The sequence below is a fragment of the Prosthecobacter gellanilyticus genome (assembly GCF_007992435.1).
Classification (GTDB): Bacteria; Verrucomicrobiota; Verrucomicrobiia; order Verrucomicrobiales; family Verrucomicrobiaceae; genus Prosthecobacter; species Prosthecobacter gellanilyticus.
In genome coordinates this window covers 152,214-172,539 of sequence record NZ_BKAG01000008.1, presented here as the reverse complement: position 1 = coordinate 172,539, position 20,326 = coordinate 152,214, and the positions used below count along the sequence as shown (strand labels likewise).

Below are 20,326 nucleotides of genomic sequence, written 5' to 3'. Positions count from 1 at the left end.
AAAGGGAGGCGGCTGTGGTTCCTGAAATGCATCAGGGAACCAAATCGACGCTGCCGGACAGGATCGGCGAATTAGCCGCTGTCTCAGCGCCCACCGGGATCTGCGGCAGGAGGAAGTAACCGTTGGCCGTGGTACTGCCATCCGCTCGGCGGATGATCATGCCCTGGAATTTATAGATGGCGTTACGACCGGCATCACTGAGCTTGAACGTGCCAGTCACACTTCCCGTGGCAGCATTGATGGTTAGGGCCACACGACCTGGATTCTGCAGGCTGCCCGCGACCGGCACGCCCACCTTCAACGATGGAATGGCCAGGGTGACGGAATCCACCAGATCAGGATTGATGGCAGCGAGGGAGATGCCGCCATCATAGAAGTCCAGCGTGGAGGGATCTTCCGTGGAGGGCAGGCCGAGCACGATGGCGCCCTTGGCAGCATAGGCCAGATATTTCCCTGCCGTCTCCAGTTCGAGCACGTTCAGCGCGGCAGGGTAGGTGCGTCCCGTGGTCGCAGGTTTGGTTAGGTAGAGGCTGCCAGTGATGGTGTTCTCTGCGTAGTTGTCACCGGGGTCGTTCGTTTGGCCAAGGATGCCGAGGACAGCGCCGAGCTTCGTATACGTCTGCGCATGGACGAGGATCTCGCCATTGGGTCCCATGAATCCGCCGCTGGTCAGCGGCATGCCATCCGCTGACTGGCCGGCGAAGGTGGCGCTGCCATCCTCTCCGATGAGGACGGAAGCAAAGCCGCTGCCCTGAGGCACGATCACATTCCCCGCATTCACCGGCGTGCGCTTCATGCTGACGGAGTAGTAGCCCATCTCCGGATTCGCCGGATAGAAAACCTTGTCGTAAATTTTGCGCCAGCCTGAGATGGCGACAGAGTCAGCTCCCACCGTCAGGGTGCCCGTCACGGTGTCATTGGGGAAGAGAGTGAGGTTCACCGTGATGCCGCCGGTAAAGGTGACTGTGAGGGTGGGATTGGCACCCACAGAAGTCGTCAGGAAGCTGTTAGCAGGTGAGCTGTAGCTTTTCGTGCGCTGGGTCAGCTTGAGGGTGTAGCTGCCTTTGTTCGTAGTGGTGAGATCGATGCGGCCGCCGGCATTGCCATTCAGATTCACATCAGGAAGAACAAGGCCGATGAAGGCACCCACGGCGCTGCGCGGCAGAGCCTGCACGATGAGGGTGTTTGAATACGTGATGGTCGCACCGCCAGCCCCCTTCGCCGTGATGGTGAACACATAGGAGCCTGGCGTGGCAGGACGGCCTTTGATGACACCGGTCTTGGCATCCAGCTTCAGGCCCGCAGGCAGGAGGCTGGAGGTGAAGGTGGTGCCAGGGGCAAAGTTCAAAGTGACCATGTAGTCCTGGCTGACGATGGTGGTCGGGAAGACAGGCTGGGCCAGGATGGGCGGCGTGAAGGTGCGCACGGCCGAGTAGGTCGTGCCCAGCGCATTGGTGACATAGGCACGGAAGCTGTAGCTGGCGCTGGTGGTGAGGCCTGGGGCTCCCACGGTGAACGTGCTGGCGGTGCCTCCAGCCGGAAGATTCGTCACTCCCGTGCCGCCGAGCGAAGGTGTCGGACTGGCACTCGTCAGTGCGAGCACGATGCCACGCTGAGTGACGGCGCTGCCGCCATCATCTGACACAGTGCCGCCCAGGACGGCCGAGGTGGGGGTCAGATTGGCCACCGTCGGTGTGGTCACTGTGGCAACGGTGGGCATAGAGATGATGCTGAAACTGGAAAGGTTCACACCAGGGGTGCCGAGGAGTGTCGCGGCACCGGTGGCCAGATTGATGCGATAGACACCACCTGTCGCACCCACGCTGGTGACGAAGAAGCCATCGCCCGTGGCGGCAATATTGCTGGTGGCCACGGTCACGGAGCCGAGGATGTCAAACCCGACCGGCGATGCGAAATCAAGAGTGGAACCAGCCAGGGTCACCGGCAGGCCATTGGTCTGAGTGCCATTGTTAGGCGGGTTCTGGATGTAGAGAGAGTTTGTGACGGCATCCAGAGTGTACTGAGTGGTGGCCGTGGCTCCACCAAAGCTGTTGGTGTAGGCCGTGCCGTTCACGCCTGTGGTCGGGCCATTGATGGAGCCATCCGTGTTTGTGCCTCCGGTGACTGCATTGCCATCCACAGCGGCCCCTGTATCAGGACGGACGCGGAAGTTCAGCCCACTGCCAGAGACGACACGCACACGATCCACCGTGGGATTGAAATCAATGTCATAACCCACGCTGGCGGGCGGCAGAGGCACGGCCATGCCCATGGCATCGACAAATGCGACCTGGCCCGCAACACCCACCGTGGCCAGAGCACCTGTCTGAGGGTCCAGCAGGTAGAGCGAACCTGTGTTCAGCGTGGTATCAATGCCGAGGGCGTAAAACTGACCGGTGGCCGGGCGCATGTCGACACCCACGATGACCTCGCCCGAGGTGATGCCGCTGAGAGCCACGCTAGTGGTGGTGCTGGGGTTCAGCGGAGAAAAGCGCACGAGAGAAGTGCCGGTGTCATTCAGAGCGATGCTCACGGGCAGGCGATGGCGGATGGTAAAACTGCGCGGGGCGAAGTTCGCGATCACGGTGGCCGCGCCGGTGGTGAGATCGATCTGATACAGATTCGAGGTGGAGGCCGCTGTCAGCACCGCATAGCCCACTCCCGAGCTGACGGCCATGGCAGACCCTGCTGCATTCACACCGGGTTCGATGTCAAAACCGCTGACCGAGGTGAAGTCCAGGGGCGAGCCAGCCACTGTGATGATCAGTTGATTGGTCAGAGTGCCATTGTTAGGCGGATTCTGAATGTAGAGGGCATTGGTGGCGGCATCCAGCGTGTACTGCGTGGTGATGTTGCCATTGTTAGGCTGGTTGTTCGTGTAAGCCGTGGCACTGGCCACGGTGGAGAAGCCATTGAAAGAGCCGTCCGCATTATTACCGGGCATCCCCGCGTTGCCGTCGACAGGGGTGCCATTGTTGGGGTTGGCACGCAGATTCAAAGATCCCGCCACCAGGCGCAGGCGGTCCACGGCTGGATTGAAGTCAATGTCCCAGCCTGCAGGCGGAAGATCCACCTTCGTGACACCATCCACGAGGGTGTAGAAAAACGGCGTGCCGACAGCGACAGCAGCACCTGTCTGAGGAGTGATGTGGTAGATCTGCACGGTCTCCGCGACCGGGTCCACACCGACACCATACAGCGCTGAGTTTTGCGGACGAACATCAATGCCCACCAAGGTCTCTCCGGCGGCGATGCCAGTGATGGCGATAGGTGTGCTGGTGGTTCCTGGCGCGCTCAGAGTGGCGGTGGCGAGAGCGCCGGTATCCGTCAAAACATAGATCGGTGTCGGCGCAACCTGCGCGATGGTGATCTGTGTGAGCGCCAGCAAAAGCAATGCTGCGGCATGCCAGGACCAGGAAGAGGACGCTCGCCACTTCCGTGCTGAGGATGATCTTCCGGCAGGACTAACAAAGAGGTGTTGGTGAATGTTCATGGCAGATAGGGTCGGGGTTCCAATGAGAAAGCCGACCTCTGCGGGAGCATCCGAACCCAGCCTTCTGCATGCGGGGTGTTATCCGCAGCGGGATGGAAACTGGATTCATCCTTTTTTCTAAAGCGCCGTTTTATCGCTTCATCATCGCCTCACCAATGCGGGTGGAGCAGTTGCCAAGGATGAAGTTATGGTCCTGGCCTAACTCCTCATGCAGCGTGACGGACTCAGGATGCGCGGCTGCCAGTTCACGGCTCATTGAGACAGGAATGATCTCATCTGCGGTGCCGTGGAAGATCACCACTTTGGCGCCTTGTTTTACCACGGCAGCGAGGTGCTTGCGGTTGTCAAACCGATGAATGTTTAAATAGCACAGCGGCCAGCCGAGAACGCGCCGGCCCATCTCCGTCATGGTGGTGAAGGGAGCCACGAGCACAATGCGCTTCACCTGCTGATCCTCCGCTGCCATGAGCCCCGCGGCACAGCCGATGGAGTGAGCGAGAACGGCGAGCCGAGGCTGCAGATCCTGCGGAGTGAGCTTTAAATGCGCGGCGAGGGCCGTGACAGCCGCTTTGGACGATTCACGAATCGTGGCAGGACTGGGCTTGCCCTGGCAGTCGCCATAACCGGGGTAGTCCACGAGGAGGTAGCCGAAGGAAGGATCCCACTCGCGCAGCAGGCTCAGCCAGTGCAGCGCAAGAGAGCCATTGCCCGCGAAGCATAACCAGATGGTGTCTGGCGTGCCCGGAGCGCCGCTGCGAGGCGGGATGTAGAAGGCCACCTGCCTGCCCTGCGGTGTCTGATACTCCACGGGCTGGCCCTTCTGCTTTGCCAGGGTCTTGTGCAAGCCTTCGTGGTTAGGCTGCGGATAGTAGATGAGACGGGACTGGCATCCGAGCAGCAGGAGCACCGGGATGAGAAGCAGGAGGAAGATCACTCGGAGAATGCGGCGGAGGGACATCAAGGCGGGTGTGACAGAGACCGGGAGGCAGGTGCTCAATGCGGCTGCCTCTGAAATCCATGATTGCAGATAACGGACGATCATGAGCCGTCACAAGACTGGAGCGACAATCTTTTTTACACCCCTTGTCATAGGTCTTGCAGACAGGGCCGCAGATTGAGTAGCTTGGTTTCCAGCGGTCTGCCAAATTCATGCAGTCATGCTCTGACACCCTTTATGTTTGCGCGGCTTTTGAGATCTTGGTTCTGCACACTGGCCATCCTGCCTTCGCTGAACTCCATGGCAACAGAGGTGACTCTCGATTCAGCACATTTTGTGACAACCGTCGGCCAGCCAATCATGCTGACGGTGAATGATCCGTCTGACGACGGAACTCTCCGCTACGAGTGGTGGAAGGATGGCAAGGTTATCCCAAGCCAGCGCGGGTCCAGTCTGGAGATTCGTGTGGGCCGCCCGCTGCATGCAGGGAACTATCAAGCCCGTGTCATCGGACCGAATGGAGTTTCAGGATTCAGCCCAAAGACTCCGGTGGTGATCCTGGAGAGCCAGGACGCCAAACAGATCACCATCTCCAGTCCATCCCTGACGATGGAGCCTGCGTTCTGGGGCCCGGTGGACCGCATTTATTGGACGAGCCAGTCACCACCGTTCCAACGAGAGGTGTTAAAAGATTGCTGGTGGGCGAGAGGGACGCAGACATCCCGTCTGCGCATTCTCTCTTACTTCATGCTTCGTGGAAACGTCGACTGCATAGGCATCGTGGGTGGTGAGGAAATCCTGCTGGGAAGCTTTGTGTTTGAGTATGATTTCTCAAGGCCCTTCGCGCGGGCGAGCTTCCACTATGCGCCTTGGGACATTGAGGCCAACGTGGGTGAGGAAATCGGGCAAGCTACCTTGCAAACGGACGGTGGGATGCTGGAGGTCTCAGGGATGCCTCCAGGCGTGACGGCGTCTGATGGAATGCTCTCCGGCACGCCCACCAAGGCTGGCAACTATCAACTACAGTGGAAGCTGCTGGATATGGACGGACGAGTCATGGACACCTCTCAAAGCAGGATCTTTGTCAAAGATCCTGAGAAGCCTGCAGTCGCCGTCATTCCCGGTCTGTGGGCCGGCCAGGTGACGGGCTTTACCAACGACATTCCTGTGCGCGGAGTTTCTGCGGGCATGATTGAGCTTCAGGCCTCCGCCCAAGGCACTTTCTCAGGCTTGCTGCGGCTGGGACATCGACGCTGGCCGCTAGCAGGCACCCTGCGCTGGGATGGCGAGGCTTTTCGCTGCCGAATGGCGTTAGCGCCGCCGGCAGGGCTCAAGCGTCTGGTCTGCATCGTGAATTGCTTCGCAGGCGGTCCCTATCTCGATGTCACCTTTGAAGTTGAATTCACCCATCCTGAGATTTTGGGAGAGCATGCTGAAGACTGGAATCTGGTCGGCGGCCTGGAGGTTCCCCGTGCACCTGATTCAGCAGATGTGCTCAGACCTAGCGGCATGGGACGCATCACCGCCCTCATGCCGGTTGATCCGACCGAGGATGGTTATGCGGTTGGCACTGGATATATGAGCGCAGTTCCCGTGCAAAAGCTGCAAAGAGTGGATGTTGCTGGCATGCTTCCAGATGGCAGCGGAATAACGGGCTCCATGCCAGTGGTGTCCGGCCAGCCTTTCTCAGTCGTCTTTTACAGTCCACTCAGGCAGGACGGTGAGAATCTGCTGGGACAACTGGAAATGGTCGGCGTTCCCTGGTACAGTGAAGATCGGCCCGTTTTGAGTGGAATCCTGAACTGGCTGCGAATCCCTGTCCCAGGCAAAGGATGGCTGGCCGGAACGCTGAAGGAATGGGTGGTGAACGTCAGCGGTGAGTTGTACTTCCGACCGGAAACAGGCCCGTTGCTGCCATCGACCTTGCCGGGGACGGAGGCCTTCATCCAGTTAAATGGGGGCAGCGCCTTTGCGGATCTCATCGTTGCTGATCACCTTCCTTTTGACCTCCTGCCTAACGACCGGGCGGTGTTTCCGAAGCCGGATCCTCGCAGCTTCAAAATCGATATCTATGCCGCCACAGGCTTTTTCACGGGAAGCTTCAAGCTTTTCGATGGGGGGGAGGACACAAGCACAAAATCCCAGACGGTGAGCTTTCGCGGCATGATGGCGCCGGGGCTGAGTCGTGGAGGGGGTTACTTTCATTTCAAGGCACCTGCTTCATTTCCTGGAGGAAGCTCTGCTTTCTACTCGGGAGCCTTGGATATCTTCAGGCCGGATGACAAGCTCATCTTCGGCCCGCCAGCGCCTGCGCAGCCTCACAAGCGGTGATCAACGCGATGGCGAATGCTAGAGAGCGAGGATTTCCGCCGGTTGAAGCGCGGCTCTTCCAGGACTACAGGCGTTTATACTACCTCCTATGAGTCAGACTGCCAATCTCCACATCGCCTCGAATGTCGCGCTGCCTTCACCGCGCTCGATGGTGGCCGAAATCGCTCCCACTGAGGCGCAGACCGCCTTCATGGCGCAATCCCGCCGCGAGATCCGCGAGATCATCTTTGGCAGTGATTCACGCTTCCTGGTGGTGCTGGGGCCGTGCTCGATCCACGATCCGGAAGCGGGCCTGGAGTATGCGAGGAAGCTGGCCGCGCTTTCCAAAGAGCTCAGCGACCGGCTGTGCATCGTGATGCGTGTGTATTTTGAAAAGCCGCGCACCACAGTGGGCTGGAAGGGTTTGATCATGGATCCTCGGCTGGATGGTAGCTGTGACATTCCGGCGGGCCTGAAACTCGCGAGGAAGATCCTGCGTGATGTGCTGGACCTTGGTTTGCCGACGGCGACGGAGCTGCTGGATCCGATCACGCCGCAGTACATTGCGGATCTCATTAGCTGGAGCGCCATTGGCGCGCGCACGACGGAATCACAAACGCACCGGCAAATGGCTTCCGGCCTTTCCATGCCGCTGGGTTTCAAGAACGGCACCTTTGGGCATATCTCACCTGCGGTGAACGCCATCAAGGCGGGGATGCAGCCGCAGACCTTCCTCGGTGTGAGTGAGGATGGCGTGGCCTCTGCGGTGACGACGAGCGGCAATCCGGACTGCCATATCATCCTGCGCGGTGGTGAGGACGGCCCGAACTTTGGCGCGGATGATGTGCAGGAAACCATCGATGCGCTGGAAGCCGCGAAGCTGAAGCCCGCGATCATGATCGACGCCAGCCATGGCAACTGCGCGAAGGATCACCGCCGCATGCCGGATGTGTTTCGTGAGATCGTGCGCCAGCGCGTGGCCGGCCAGAAGGCGATCATCGGCGCGATGCTGGAGAGCAATCTCGTGGCCGGGAACCAGAAATTCCCGCAGCCGCTGGACCAGCTCACACGCGGCCAGTCGATCACCGATGCTTGTATTGATTGGGAGACGACGGAGAGTTTGCTGAGGGAGACGCACCGGGTTTTGGGGTGAGTGCCTAACTAAAGAAAAGGTTACATTCTGGAATAGAGCATCGATTAGCGAATCGGGGCACCACCCCATTGGAATGGGGTGGTACGATGCGGGCCAGACGTAGAACCCCATTCCAATGGGGTTCCATTCGCGATTCACGGATGAGTTTGAAGGCTGTTCAAAATCCTGCTCCAGATGGTCGCCCTCCTATCGCTGACTAGATCTTCACCCAGCCTTGGCTCTTGCTGCTCTGGAGGATGGCTTCGCAGAGTTTGACTTCGTGGTGGCCGTCTTCGGCGGTGGCGAACAAGGCAGGCGTCTTCTTGCCGCTGGCGATGTGCTCGTAGACGGCGCGGTAGTGCATCTTGTGCGCGTCGCTGAAGCCTTCGGGGTGGCCGCCGGGGTAGTCGGTGAAGTTGGCCACGTCCTCCATGAAACCGGGAGTGCCGCGCTGGAGGATTTGGTTAGGCTCATCGCGACGACCGACCTGGATTTCGTTCGGCTGCTGGAGGTCCCAGCGCACGCTGCCTTTCGTGCCGTAGATGCCGAGTGCGAGGCTGCATTTCCAACCGGCGGCGACCTGGGAGATGCTGGCATTGGCATGCACGGCATCGGCATTGCCATGCTTGGCCTTGCCGAACTTCAGGAGCACGCTGCCGAAGTCTTCCGTGTCCACTTTATAGGGCACCATGGTCTTGGGATCGACCTTGGCGAAGGTCTGGACCTCGCCTTTCGGGCGCAGGCGCTGTTTGTGGAAGGTTTCGATGTGGGCAAAGACGTTCGTGGCCTTGGCGCCGAGGATGAAGCTGACGGCATCAATCCAATGGGTGCCGATATCACCGACGGCGCGGAGCTTGCCGCCCTCGCTGGCAAGGACGCGCCAGTTGTAGTCGGTCTGATGCAGGAGCCAGTCCTGGAAGAAATGGCCCTGCACGTGGATGATCTTGCCGAGGTCTCCGCGCTCCACCATGGCACGCATCTGCAGCACGGCGGGGAAGAAGCGGCACATGTAGTTCACCGCGAAGACGGGGCCTTTTTTTCCACCCTTCTTCACCGCATCCACCACGAGCGCGGTTTCATCGGTGGTCATGCCGAGCGGCTTTTCACAGATGACGTGCTTGCCCACCTCCAGCGCCTTCAGGCACTGCTCAACATGCGCTTTGTTAGGCGAGGTGATGTGCACCACGTCCACGTTCGGGCTGGCATACATGGCCTCGAAGTCGTAGTCGCCATACACCTCGGGGATGCCCCACATCTCGGCGGTCTTCCTGGCGCTCTTGCTGGAACCGCAGATGGCGGTGACCTGGATGCCGAGGCGCTTCAGCGCCTCAATGTGGACGGGACCGATGAAGCCTGTGCCGATGATGCCTGCGCGGAGATGGTGGAGTGGGGTCATGTGAGTATGCTGAAGGAAGCTCAAGAAGAGCGCTGCATGCCAGCACATTCTTCAAAAAGAACCTGCGCGCAGCAAAAGCTCACGCAGCAGCACCATGTCTGGATCATTCATCTCCAGTACCGTGACTGTGGTGCGTCCGATGTCTGTCAGCCCATGAAGCCACGCTCCCTGCCAGCGAAAATGATCCGTCCAAATATCCTGATGGGGACGAAATAGTCTGACGACCTCATCTGTCACGGGATCAATCCCGGCGATATTTGATCCCTTATGCATGTTGCAGGAAAAACATGCCCAAACCAGATTCTCAAGCACCGTCAAACCGCGATGTTTCTCGGCGATGACTGGTCAACGTGGAATGGCAGATCCGAGACTTTTTCAGGCAGCTGGCAGTATTCACAGCGGCCTGCTGCTCGAGCGATGACTGCACGTTCAAGCTCGCGTGAAGGTCTGGGCATGACTCAGGCGGCGGACTGCTGGAGAGAAATGCGCGCACGAGCTTTCATGAGCTCGAGCATGCGTCCGGCTTTGTGGAAGCTGGCCAGCTCCTGACGTCCATCGGCATCCAAGGCGTCCGTCTTGGCCATTTCCAACAGTGTATTCATGCGCTCACGATCAGCATCCGAGAAGGCAAAGCCCAAGATCGCATTAGCGACACCTTTGTCCCAGCCACCCTTATCAGGCTGGATGACACGGCTGAGAATGCCTGCCTCGGTGATGGTGCTCATGATAAGCAGTTTAGACTCTGAAGGTGGGGTTTCAAGGCCCATTCGATACCCGCCTCACCGTCTCATCAAGAACTCATCCAGGTTCATGACGACATTCGCGACGGTGGTCCAGGCGGCGAGTTCGGCAATGTCGGAGCCTTCGGGAGCGGGGCCGATGGGGTCGGTGGCCATCTGGGTGGCGGCTTCCTTGTCCTGCTGATAGGCGGCGAGGCTCTCATCATGCAGACGAGTGAGGGTGGCGATCTCGGGGGCGGTGGGTTCGCGGGAGACGCAGAGCTTGAACATGCGGACGAGCTTGTCCTTCACACTGGGGAGGGCTTTGGCATCACCGAGCACCATGCGGCGGGCCATGGCTTGATTCGTTTCGATGAAGACGGGATCGTTCAGGGTGACGAAGGCCTGCAGCGGGGTGTTGGTGCGGTTGCGGCGGACCATGCAGACCTCGCGGTTGCCGGCATCAAAGGTGGTGAAGCTGGCATAGGGCGAGTTGCGGCGGATCTCGGTGTAGACGCTGCGGCGATGCTTGTCTTCACCCTCACTCGTGACCCAGTCGTTGCTGCGGCCGAAGGCGGTGGTGAGGCCCATGTTTGGTGCGACGGGGCGCACGCTGGGGCCATACATTTTGGCGCTGAGCAAGCCGCTGACGGCGAGGGCTTGATCGCGAAGCATCTCGCCAGTGGGGCGGAAGCGCGGGCCGCGGGCGATGAGGCGGTTGTCGGGGTCGCGTTCGACAAGTGAACTTCCAAGTTCACTCTCTGAACTGGCTGCTGAACGAACTGGAAAGTTCGTTCTACGGTCCTGAACTGGAAAGTTCGTTGTACTGTTCTGACGATAGGCCTGGGTCATGAGCATGAGCTTGAGCATGTGCTTCACGTCCCAGCCGCTGTCCATGAACTCGGCGGCGAGCCAGTCGAGCAACTCAGGATGATATGGGAGATCGCCCTGGCTGCCGAACTCCTCGCTGGTGCGGACGATGCCGGTGCCGAAGAGGGTTTCCCACAGGCGGTTTACTTGCACGCGGGCGGTGAGTGGATTGTCACGACTAACGAGCCACTGGGCCAACGTGAGGCGGTTCATCGGCGCATCCTTGGGCAGAGGCGGGAAGATGGCGGGGGTGCCTTCAGCCACTTGATCACCGAGGTCCTGCCAATTACCGCGAAGCTGGATCTTGGTGACGCGGCGATCTTTGCCGCTAAGATCCTTCATGATGGGCACGGTGACAGGCTTCAAGGCGGTGAGCTGCTTCTGCAAGGCGGCCAGTTTCTTGCGCTCAGGCGCGGCTTCCTTGGCGACGGTGCGGATGTAGTGATCCTGAATCACGGACTGCTGCGCAGGCGTGCGCTTGTCAGGCGCGATGGTGACGGCAGCGAGGATGTTTGAGGGCAGTGCGGTGACACTCTGCACGCGTGGATCATCGGTGAGGCTGAGCTTGAACTTGCCTAACGTATGTTGCTTATGACTCGACTGGTGCTCCAGGGTCACGCGGAGAGTGGAGCCTGCGGGCGCCATGACGGGCGAGGCACAGAGAAGAGTGAGGGTGTGAGGCTTGTCGATTTGTGGAGCGACGGCCCAGCCTTGGTTGTTTTTGTCTTTTGGCAGGATGACGGAGGCGGCGGTGAAGCCGTTTTGCTCATGATCGGCCAGCGCAGCGGAGAAGGTGACGCTGACAGGGCCGCCGATGGCGAAGGTTTTGTCCTTGGCGGGAGCGGCGGTGGACTCGCTCTTCCACACGGTCTGGCGCTTGGCATCGAGCAGCACGACGCGGAAGCCTTCGAGACGCTTGCCGACATCACCATCCGTGCGGTTCCAAACCACGACGCGCTCAATGGAGGAGTCGTCTTTGAGCTCCACTTCCCACCAAGGATCAGTGTCCTGGCCGCTGGTGTGGGCGACGCTGCCTTTGGCGTAGTCTCCCTCGGTGGTGCCATCGACGGCGCGACGTGCATCAGCATCCGCATAGTTGCTGCTCTGCTTCGCCGGACGGCGGAAGGCGAGGTTATCACCCGCGCCAAAGACCTGCACCTCGGCGAGTTGGAGTGGCTGGTCTTTGCCGGGGAGTTCCACACGTACAAAGCGGGCTTTCGGAGCTGGCAGATTTGCGGGCGGGATGATCAGCGCTTTGAGGCTGGTGAGGACGAAGTTGCCGAAGCCCGGCGTGGGCATGGTTTCCAAGCGCAGCGCGGTGATCCTTTCTGATTTCACGGGCAGCTCCAGGGTATAACCATCTGTGTCGCGACGCTCTGGGACGGAAACGATGGCATCTGTGCCGACCACGGCCTTCTGCTCGCTTTGGGTGGTGACTTTTGTTGGTGGCTCCGCTTTCCAGGGAAGCTCCTGGCGGAACTGCTTTTCCCAGCCTTCGAGGCCTGCAAGCCATTTGGCGTCAGGCTTGGCGAAGCGGGACTCGAGTGCGGCGATCTCGGTTTCGAGATTTTCGCGCTGCTTCTTGAGCTCGGGGGTGACGAAGGAGTGCAGCGGTGACTCGTCTTTCTTGTCGGCATCCGCGCTTTGATTCAGGAAGGCATAGATCTGGAAGTACTCTTTGTGGGTCAGCGGATCATACTTGTGCGTGTGACACTGCGCGCATGCCATGGTGGTGCCCATCCACACGGCGAAGGTCGTGTTCACGCGGTCGATCACGGCCGCATTACGGAACTCTTCATCGCTCGTGCCACCTTCGTTTTGCGTCATCGTGTTGCGATGAAAAGCGGTGGCGATGAGACGGTCATCGTTCGGGTTCGGCAGGAGATCGCCGGCAAGCTGCTCGAGGGTGAACTGGTCGAACGGCATGTTCGCATTCAGCGCGCGGATGACCCAATCACGATAGGCCCAGATCTCGCGGGGTTGATCGCTGGGATAACCGGAGCTGTCGGCATAGCGCGCGAGGTCGAGCCATTGCGAGGCCCAGTGTTCGCCGAAGGTGGTCTTGGCGAGGTAGTGATCGACCATGCTTTCATAGGATGCCGATGGGGCCGCAAACTTCTCCAGTTCCTCCAAGGTTGGCGGCAGGCCCGTGAGGTCGAGGGACACGCGACGGACGAGAGTAGCAGCATCGGCTTCGGGGGAGAAGGCGAGGCCTTCCTTTTTCAAACGCTGAACCAAAAAGGCGTCAATGGGCTGCTTTGCTTCACCGGGGACTTCGGAGCGCTTGACCTTCTCATAGCTCCAGTGCTTGCCCCAGGTGGCGCCTTGCTTGATCCATTCTTTGATCAGGGCGATCTGGGCAGCGGGGATGATTTTGTGCTGCTTCGGCGGAGGCATGACCTCATCCGGATCGGTGGAAAGGATGCGCTGGAGGAGGGCGCTCTTTTCGGGATTCCCAGGCACCACGGCGATGACGCCGTCGTTGTCTTTTTTGGCGGAGAGTTCTTCATCGAGGCGCAGGCCGGCCTCGCGCTTCTTTTCATCGGGGCCGTGGCAGAAGAAGCAGTTCTCCGAGAGGATGGGCCGGATCTCGCGCGAAAAATCCACGGCGCTGGCAGCGACGGGCAAAGAGATCAAGATGGCGAACAGCGAACGCATGAGTGGGGGTGGGAGAGGGGAATACGCGCATCCCCTGCCCTTCCTCGCCATGGGAGCGGAATCTGACATGGAATGGCGGAGTCTTTGGACTGCGGCAGCCTTGCTGCCGCTTTCTCCAGGCCAGCCTTGCTGGCCGTCTCGAACTCAAACAACCTCAGGGGTCTATGCTAGGCTCTCCTCCCGGCAGCAAGGCTGCCAAACCTCAAAGCGGCAGCAGGGCTGCCGCAGTCCAAGGGAAGAGTGCTTCGTCACTTCGCCAGACAGCGGGCGAAGAAGCGGAGGGAGTCGGCAAGGTGGGTATGCCAGTAGTCCCAGGTGTGGGCGCCGGGGAATTCCTCATACGTGTGGGGGATGCCGGCGAGGTCGAGCTCGCGGTGGAGGGTGCGGTTGTGCTCGATGAGGATGTCATCGCTGCCGCAGTCAAAGCGCACGGGAGGCAGGCGGTGGGCGTTCAGCTTCATGCAGTCGAGCACGTGGGAAGGGTGATCATCCGCAAGATCAAACTGGGCGGTGGTTTCCTCAATGAAGCCCTGCATCTGGGCGGCATCTGAGATGCTGCTGTGGGCGCTGATGCCGGCGAACTGCTCAGGATGCAAGGCACCGAGGCGGAGGGCGCCGTAACCGCCCATGGAAAGGCCGGCGATGAAGCGGGGCGAGTGCACGCAGCGGGAGTCGATCTCGGCGGCAGCGGCGGGGACTTCGTCGATGATCCAGCGCGTGTAGTCGGCGGTGGCGTGGCGGAGGTAGCCGCTGCCGTCTCCCCAAAGGCCATCCGAAGGCATGGCGAGCATTATGGGTGGGAGGTTTTCCTCACGGATGAGGCGGTCGAGCACGTGATGTGCGGCACCTTTGAAAAGCCAGGCCCAATGGCTGCCATAGACGCCGTGAAGGAGGGTGACGAGGGGGAGGCTCTCGGTCTCCGGCTTCGTGCCCGGTGGAAGATAGACGGTGATGTCTGCCCGACGACGGAGCGCGGCGGATTTCACCGTGATGAAATGCACGCCTGCCGGTGTTAGGGCGGGATCGGAGAGCTCGATGGTGCGGAAAGCTGTGGGATTCATGATTTTAGATTCATGACTCCTGATTCAGGGTTTGTGAAGCGAATCAGGAAGGAGGAGTGTCCGCGCTGTCCAAAGGGGCCGCTTGGGTCACTTGGAGGGTTGGGGGACGTGGTGGAGCGTGAGGAGCTATGAATGGCTTTTTCACAGGAGAGTTGGAGGCAGAGAGGGAGAAGATTTGCCGACGGAACACGCGGAAGACGCGGAAAAGGGATGGGAGCCGGGGATGTTTACGGTGGTTTACAGTGGTTGACGGCTGTTTACGATAGTTTCAGAAAGGGGAGGCCGATCCGGGTCAATCCGACTGGATCCGACCTTGTTAAAGGCGGGTGGTGGCCAGAGCACTCCTTGGGAAGGCAGGGCTGGCGCGAGCTTTCGAGGCTGGCTCACCTTTCGGAGAAAGGTGGCCACTTTAGCCGATCCTGGTGGATCAAGGTTCATCAAGGTAGGTTGCGGAGAGCACGGAATGGATTGGGTGGCTCAGGGACCTCGAAAGTGCCAGCAAAGTGCCAAGTGCCAGGGTCTAAAATGACCAATTGTGCCATAAATGGCACTTTTAAGGCGGATTGAGCGGGGGATTAAAAATATTAAATCCCTCACAATCAACGGTTTACAACTCCAAATCGTGTCCTGGCACGCTGCGTGCCCTATAGAGAGCACATTTTAGATTCGTCCCCATCCCTTTTTCCCAACCCACACAACATGAGCAAAATCCTCGGTATTGACCTCGGCACCACGAACTCCTGCATGGCCGTCCTTGAAGGCGGAAAGGCCACGGTGCTGGAAAACAGCGAAGGCGCACGCACGACCCCTTCGGTCGTGGCCTTTACGAAGAGCGGTGAGCGTGTCGTCGGCCAGGCTGCAAAGCGTCAGGCAGTGACGAATCCCCGCAACACGGTGTTCTCCGTGAAGCGTCTCATGGGCCGCAAGTTTGCTGAGCTCACAGATGCTGACAAACGCATGCCTTACAAGATCGTGGCCGCCGCGAACGGCGATGCCCACGTGCAGGTGGAAGTCGGCGGCGAAACCAAGACCTACAGCCCGCAGGAAGTCAGCGCGATGATCCTGGGCAAGCTGAAGGCTGACGCGGAAGCCAAGCTCGGCGAAAGCATCACGGAAGCCGTGATCACGGTGCCTGCCTATTTCAATGACAGCCAGCGCAATGCCACGAAGGCCGCCGGTGAGATCGCCGGCCTGAATGTGCGCCGCATCATCAACGAGCCGACCGCAGCCGCCCTGGCCTATGGTCTGGACAGCAAATCTGACGAGAAGGTGGCCGTGTATGACCTCGGTGGTGGTACCTTTGACATCAGCGTGCTGGAGATCGGCGACGGTGTGTTTGAAGTGCTCGCGACCGATGGCGACACACACCTGGGCGGTGATGACTGGGACAACACCCTGATCTCCTGGATCGTGAGTGAATTCAAAACGGACAGCGGCATCGATCTCAGCCAGCAGGCTGACGCTCTGCAGCGCATCAAGGAAGAGGCTGAAAAGGCGAAGATCGCCCTCAGCTCCACGCAGAGCTTTGACATCAGCCTGCCATTCATCACCATGGATGCCACGGGTCCGAAGCACATCATGAAGACGCTGACGCGTGCGAAGATGGAGCAGCTCACGGACAGCCTCTTTGAGCGCACCATCAAGCCGGTGAAGGACTGCCTTGCTGCCGCGAAGCTGGATGCCTCCAAGATCGACGAGCTCGTGCTCGTCGGTGGCATGACCCGCATGCCCAAGGTGGTGGAAACCGCCCGCAAGCTGGCCGGCAAAGATCCGCATCAGGGCGTGAACCCGGATGAAGTGGTGGCCATCGGCGCTGCGATCCAGGGTGGTGTTTTGAAGGGTGATGTGAAGGACGTGCTCCTCCTGGATGTGACTCCGCTCACGCTCGCCATCGAAACCGCAGGCGGTGTCGCCACGCCGATGATCGCGCGTAACACGACGATTCCGAAGAAGCACAGCCAGATCTTCTCCACCTATGCTGACCAGCAGCCTGGCGTTGAGATTGTGGTGCTCCAGGGCGAACGCCCGATGAGCCGCGATAACAAGACGCTCGGCACCTTCAAGCTCGATGGCATCCCGCCGATGCCACGTGGCGTGCCACAGATCGAGGTGACCTTTGACATCGATGCGAACGGCATCCTGCACGTCTCCGCGAAGGAGAAGACCACGGGCAAGGAGCAGCGCATCTCCATCCAGGGCAGCTCCGGCCTCAGCAATGAGGAGATCGAGAAAGCCAAGCGCGATGCTGAAGAGCACGCCGAGGAAGACCGCAAGCGCAAGGAAGGCGTGGAAGTGAAGAACAAGGCCGACAGCCTGACCTATGAGATCGAGAAGACGCTGAAGGAGTGGGGCGACAAAGTCCCTGCTGACCAGACGGCTCCGATCACGGACAAGCTGGCCTCTCTGAAGTCCGCCATCGAAGCGAACGACATCGACAAGATGAAGGCGCAGACGGAGGAGATCGAGAAGCTGTTCGCTGCTGCTTACCAGACCGCTGCAGCCGCAGGAGCCGGTGCTCCAGGCGCAGGTGGCATGCCCGACATGGGAGGTGCCGCTGGTGATCCAGACGTGGCCGCTGCCGAGCCGAAGTCCCAGGACAAGGGCAAGGTCGTGGACGCTGACTTCGAAGTCGTGGACAAGGACAAGTAAAACGGACTGACGACGGACTCCTCCCGAACCGCGATCGATCATGCTTAAAGCGATCATCCAGAACATTCATCATGGAATGTCGGCCAAACGGCCGGCATTCCTGATGCTGTCTGCGTGCCTGCTGCTTTCCGCCTGTGGCAAGAAGGAGGCTGTGAAGACGGCGGCTGAAGCGCCGAAGCCCGCTGCGGTTTCGGATGCGAAGATTGATGCGGAGATCACGGATGCGCTGAATGCGCCCACGCCTAACCAAACGGATGTCCAGGCTGAGCTGGAAGGTGAAGCCGAGGACATCCTTGCCAAATATCCGAACAAGACGGCCAATGAGCTGCTGAATGTGCCAGAGGTGAATGCCGCGCTGAAAGTGGGACTGACGAAGCTGGGCCAGGAAAAGCGGCTGCAGGACCAGATCAACAACAGCGCTCAGATGGTGGCCAAGATGAAAGGCCTCTCTGGCGATCCCGGCACGGTGGGGATCGACATGGACATCAAGAACTACAACCATGACCAGAAGTCCCGCATGCTGCAGGCGGTGCTGTCTGAAGACCCGAAACAGATCGTGAGCTTCATCACCGGTGAAGTCGGCGAGGCCGTGCCTGAGCTGACGCTCGAAGGCGCCGCACGCGCGAGCAATGGCGTGGCGATCCGAGAGAACCCGGCCCCTGCCAAATAACCTTTCCCCAAACCGAGACCTCTGAACTGAGACCCTCCCATAAATTTCCGCCCGACCACCGTCCCTGCATTCCCCGCAGGGCGGCGGTCGGGCAGACAAACCAAACCAGAACCACAACCCGATAAGCAATAACCAGACCAATATGGCTACCGCAATCACCCCGCTCGGACGTCGTGTCCTCGTGAAGCGCTCCCTCAGCGAAGAAAAAACCGCTGGAGGCATCTTCCTCCCTGACACCGCCAAAGAAAAACCCCAGGAAGCTGAAGTGATCGCGCTCGGCACCGGCAAGGACGACGAAGGCAAGGACGTGTCCACTCTCTTCACTGTGAAGAAGGGCGACAAGGTCCTCATCTCCAAGTACGGCGGCACCGAAGTCAAAGTGAATGGCGAGGACCACCTCATCATCAACGAGACCGACATCCTGGGCATCATTGCCTAATTGAAAGTGAAGGTGGTTCCACCTTCTCCAAACCATTCCCCACTCTAATACCACACATCTAGTTATGGCTAAACAACTCCACTTCGACGAATCCGCCCGTCAGGCCCTCCTCCGCGGCGTCACCAAACTGGCTCGCGCCGTGAAGGCCACCCTTGGCCCTTCCGGTCGCAACGTCATCCTCGAGAAGAAATTCGGCTCCCCCACGATCACCAAGGACGGTGTCACCGTGGCCAAGGAAATCGAGCTTCCAGACCCCTATGAAAACATGGGCGCCCAGCTGATCAAGGAAGTGTCCTCCAAGACCTCCGACATCGCAGGTGACGGCACCACCACCGCCACCGTGCTGGCCGAAGCCATCTACTCCGAAGGTCTCCGCAACGTGACCGCCGGCGCCAACCCAACCTCCCTGCAGCGCGGCATCCTCAAGGCTACTGAAGCCATCGTGGCCAAGCTGAAGGAAATCTCCACTCCGGTGAAGGACAGCAAGGAAGTGGCCCAGGTCGCCACCGTGTCCGCCAACTGGGACGCCAGCATCGGCGAGATCATCGCTGAAGCCATGGACAAAGTGGGCAAGGAAGGCACGATCACTGTCGAAGAAGCCAAGAGCATCGAAACGACTCTGGAAGTCGTGGAAGGCATGCAGTTCGACAAGGGCTACCTCTCCCCTTACTTCGTCACCAATCCTGAGACGATGGAAGCCAACCTCGAGAACGCCTTCATCCTCATCAACGAGAAGAAGGTCAGCTCCCTGAAGGACATGCTGCCTCTGCTTGAGAAGGTCGCTCGCTCCGGCAAGCCCCTCCTCATCATCGCTGAAGACGTGGAAGGTGAAGCCCTGGCCACCCTCGTGGTGAACAAGCTTCGCGGCACTCTGAACATCGTGGCCGTCAAGGCTCCTGGCTTCGGCGACCGCCGCAAGGCCATGCTGGAAGACATCGCCATCCTCACCGGCGGCCGCTGCATCACCGAAGACCTCGGCATCAAGCTTGAGAACATCGAGCTTTCCGACCTCGGCCGTGCCAAGCGCATCACCATCGGCAAGGAAAACACCGTCATCGTTGAAGGTGAAGGCTCCTCCGACGCCATCGCCGGACGCGTGCAGCAGATCAAGAACCAGATCGCCGAGACCACCAGCGACTACGATCGTGAGAAGCTCCAGGAGCGCCTTGCGAAGCTGGCTGGCGGCGTGGCCGTCATCAACGTCGGTGCTGCCACTGAAACCGAGATGAAAGAGAAGAAGGCCCGCGTGGAAGACGCCCTGCACGCCACCCGCGCTGCAGTGGAAGAAGGCATCGTCCCTGGCGGTGGTGTGGCTCTCATCCGTGCCCAGGCCGCCGTTGGCGACCTTGGCCTGACGGGTGACGAGAAGACCGGTGCTGAAATCATCGCCCGTGCGATCGAAGCTCCTCTCCGTCAGCTGGCTGCCAACGCCGGTGTCGAAGGCGCGCTGATCGTGGCCGAAGTCAAGAAGGGCAAAGGCAACCACGGTTACAACGTGGCCACTGGCGAATACACCGACCTGATCAAGGCAGGTGTCGTTGACCCAGCCAAGGTGACCCGCAGCGCTCTCCAAAACGCCGCTTCCATCTCCGGCCTGCTCCTGACGACTGAGTGCCTCATCGCCGACATCCCGAAAGAGGAAAAGGCAGACGGCGGTCACAGCCACGACCACGGCGGCATGATGTAATTTGAATAAAGGACGCTTTCGGGCGTCCAATGACGGCGGTCTGTGCGATTCAAAGTTGCCAGGCCGCTTTCCCAGCGAACCTTTTTTGACCCGAGGCCTCCCCACTTGCCGGGAGCCTGTGTGAAGGCCGAGGACAAAAAACCCGCAAAGGAACCCCAAAAAAGACCGGGCTGGAGAGCAATCTCCAGCCCGGTTTTACTTTATATAGTTAGGCCCATGAGGATGATCGGGGTGTACGTTGTTCACGCTTTAGCGTGTCTTCGAACGTCATTGAACACGCTGAAGCGTGAACAACGTACTCGAGG

At 59.7% G+C, this 20,326-nt stretch carries 13 protein-coding genes; 6 read left to right on the top strand and 7 right to left on the bottom strand.

What is annotated here, in order from left to right; translation table 11 throughout:
- Positions 1-31: 31 nt before the first annotated feature.
- Complete coding sequence (locus BGE01nite_RS07645) at positions 32-3,493, bottom strand: DUF4394 domain-containing protein (protein WP_146849844.1); 3,462 nt, start codon at positions 3,491-3,493, stop codon at positions 32-34.
- A gap of 130 nt (positions 3,494-3,623) precedes the next feature.
- Positions 3,624-4,535 (bottom strand): alpha/beta hydrolase, encoded by a 912-nt coding sequence (locus BGE01nite_RS07640; RefSeq protein ID WP_146849843.1) that lies wholly within the window; start codon positions 4,533-4,535, stop codon positions 3,624-3,626.
- 132 nt (positions 4,536-4,667) lie between these two features.
- Between BGE01nite_RS07640 and BGE01nite_RS07635 the strand changes: the two genes are divergently transcribed.
- Positions 4,668-6,761, top strand: a complete 2,094-nt coding sequence (locus BGE01nite_RS07635; RefSeq protein ID WP_146849842.1) for an immunoglobulin domain-containing protein — start codon at positions 4,668-4,670, stop codon at positions 6,759-6,761.
- 88 nt (positions 6,762-6,849) lie between these two features.
- Positions 6,850-7,893, top strand: coding sequence for a 3-deoxy-7-phosphoheptulonate synthase (locus BGE01nite_RS07630; protein WP_146849841.1), 1,044 nt, complete (start codon positions 6,850-6,852; stop codon positions 7,891-7,893).
- Between the two features lie 196 nt (positions 7,894-8,089).
- Here BGE01nite_RS07630 and BGE01nite_RS07625 read toward each other — a convergent pair whose 3' ends face one another.
- The 5 genes from BGE01nite_RS07625 to BGE01nite_RS07605 form a co-directional block, all read right to left on the bottom strand.
- The gene (locus BGE01nite_RS07625) at positions 8,090-9,268 is read right to left on the bottom strand and encodes a Gfo/Idh/MocA family protein (RefSeq protein WP_146849840.1); all 1,179 of its coding nucleotides are present in this window, start codon (positions 9,266-9,268) and stop codon (positions 8,090-8,092) included.
- 51 nt (positions 9,269-9,319) lie between these two features.
- Entirely contained in the window at positions 9,320-9,580 is a 261-nt protein-coding gene (locus BGE01nite_RS07620) for a hypothetical protein (protein ID WP_218032925.1), read from the bottom strand.
- Positions 9,581-9,726: 146 nt separating this feature from the next.
- A complete protein-coding gene (locus BGE01nite_RS07615; protein WP_146849838.1) occupies positions 9,727-9,993 on the bottom strand; it encodes a hypothetical protein in 267 nt (88 codons plus the stop codon).
- Between the two features lie 54 nt (positions 9,994-10,047).
- Positions 10,048-13,515, bottom strand: a complete 3,468-nt coding sequence (locus tag BGE01nite_RS29555) for a DUF1553 domain-containing protein (protein WP_146849837.1) — start codon at positions 13,513-13,515, stop codon at positions 10,048-10,050.
- A gap of 248 nt (positions 13,516-13,763) precedes the next feature.
- Positions 13,764-14,576 carry an alpha/beta hydrolase gene (locus BGE01nite_RS07605; RefSeq protein ID WP_146849836.1) on the bottom strand — a complete coding sequence of 271 codons (813 nt, stop codon included), beginning with the start codon at positions 14,574-14,576 and terminating at the stop codon, positions 13,764-13,766.
- Between the two features lie 699 nt (positions 14,577-15,275).
- On the opposite strand from BGE01nite_RS07605, the gene dnaK reads away from it, so the two are divergent.
- The 4 genes from dnaK (at position 15,276) to groL (ending at position 20,021) form a co-directional block, all read left to right on the top strand.
- A complete protein-coding gene (gene dnaK / locus BGE01nite_RS07600; RefSeq protein ID WP_146849835.1) occupies positions 15,276-17,225 on the top strand; it encodes a molecular chaperone DnaK in 1,950 nt (649 codons plus the stop codon).
- A gap of 40 nt (positions 17,226-17,265) precedes the next feature.
- Positions 17,266-17,895: a hypothetical protein gene (locus tag BGE01nite_RS07595; protein ID WP_146849834.1), complete on the top strand. Its 630-nt coding sequence runs from the start codon at positions 17,266-17,268 to the stop codon at positions 17,893-17,895.
- 142 nt (positions 17,896-18,037) lie between these two features.
- On the top strand, positions 18,038-18,334 hold the full coding sequence (locus BGE01nite_RS07590; protein ID WP_146849833.1) for a co-chaperone GroES: 297 nt from the start codon (positions 18,038-18,040) through the stop codon (positions 18,332-18,334).
- Positions 18,335-18,398: 64 nt separating this feature from the next.
- On the top strand, positions 18,399-20,021 hold the full coding sequence (gene groL / locus BGE01nite_RS07585) for a chaperonin GroEL (RefSeq protein ID WP_146849832.1): 1,623 nt from the start codon (positions 18,399-18,401) through the stop codon (positions 20,019-20,021).
- The last annotated feature ends 305 nt before the right edge of the window (positions 20,022-20,326 follow it).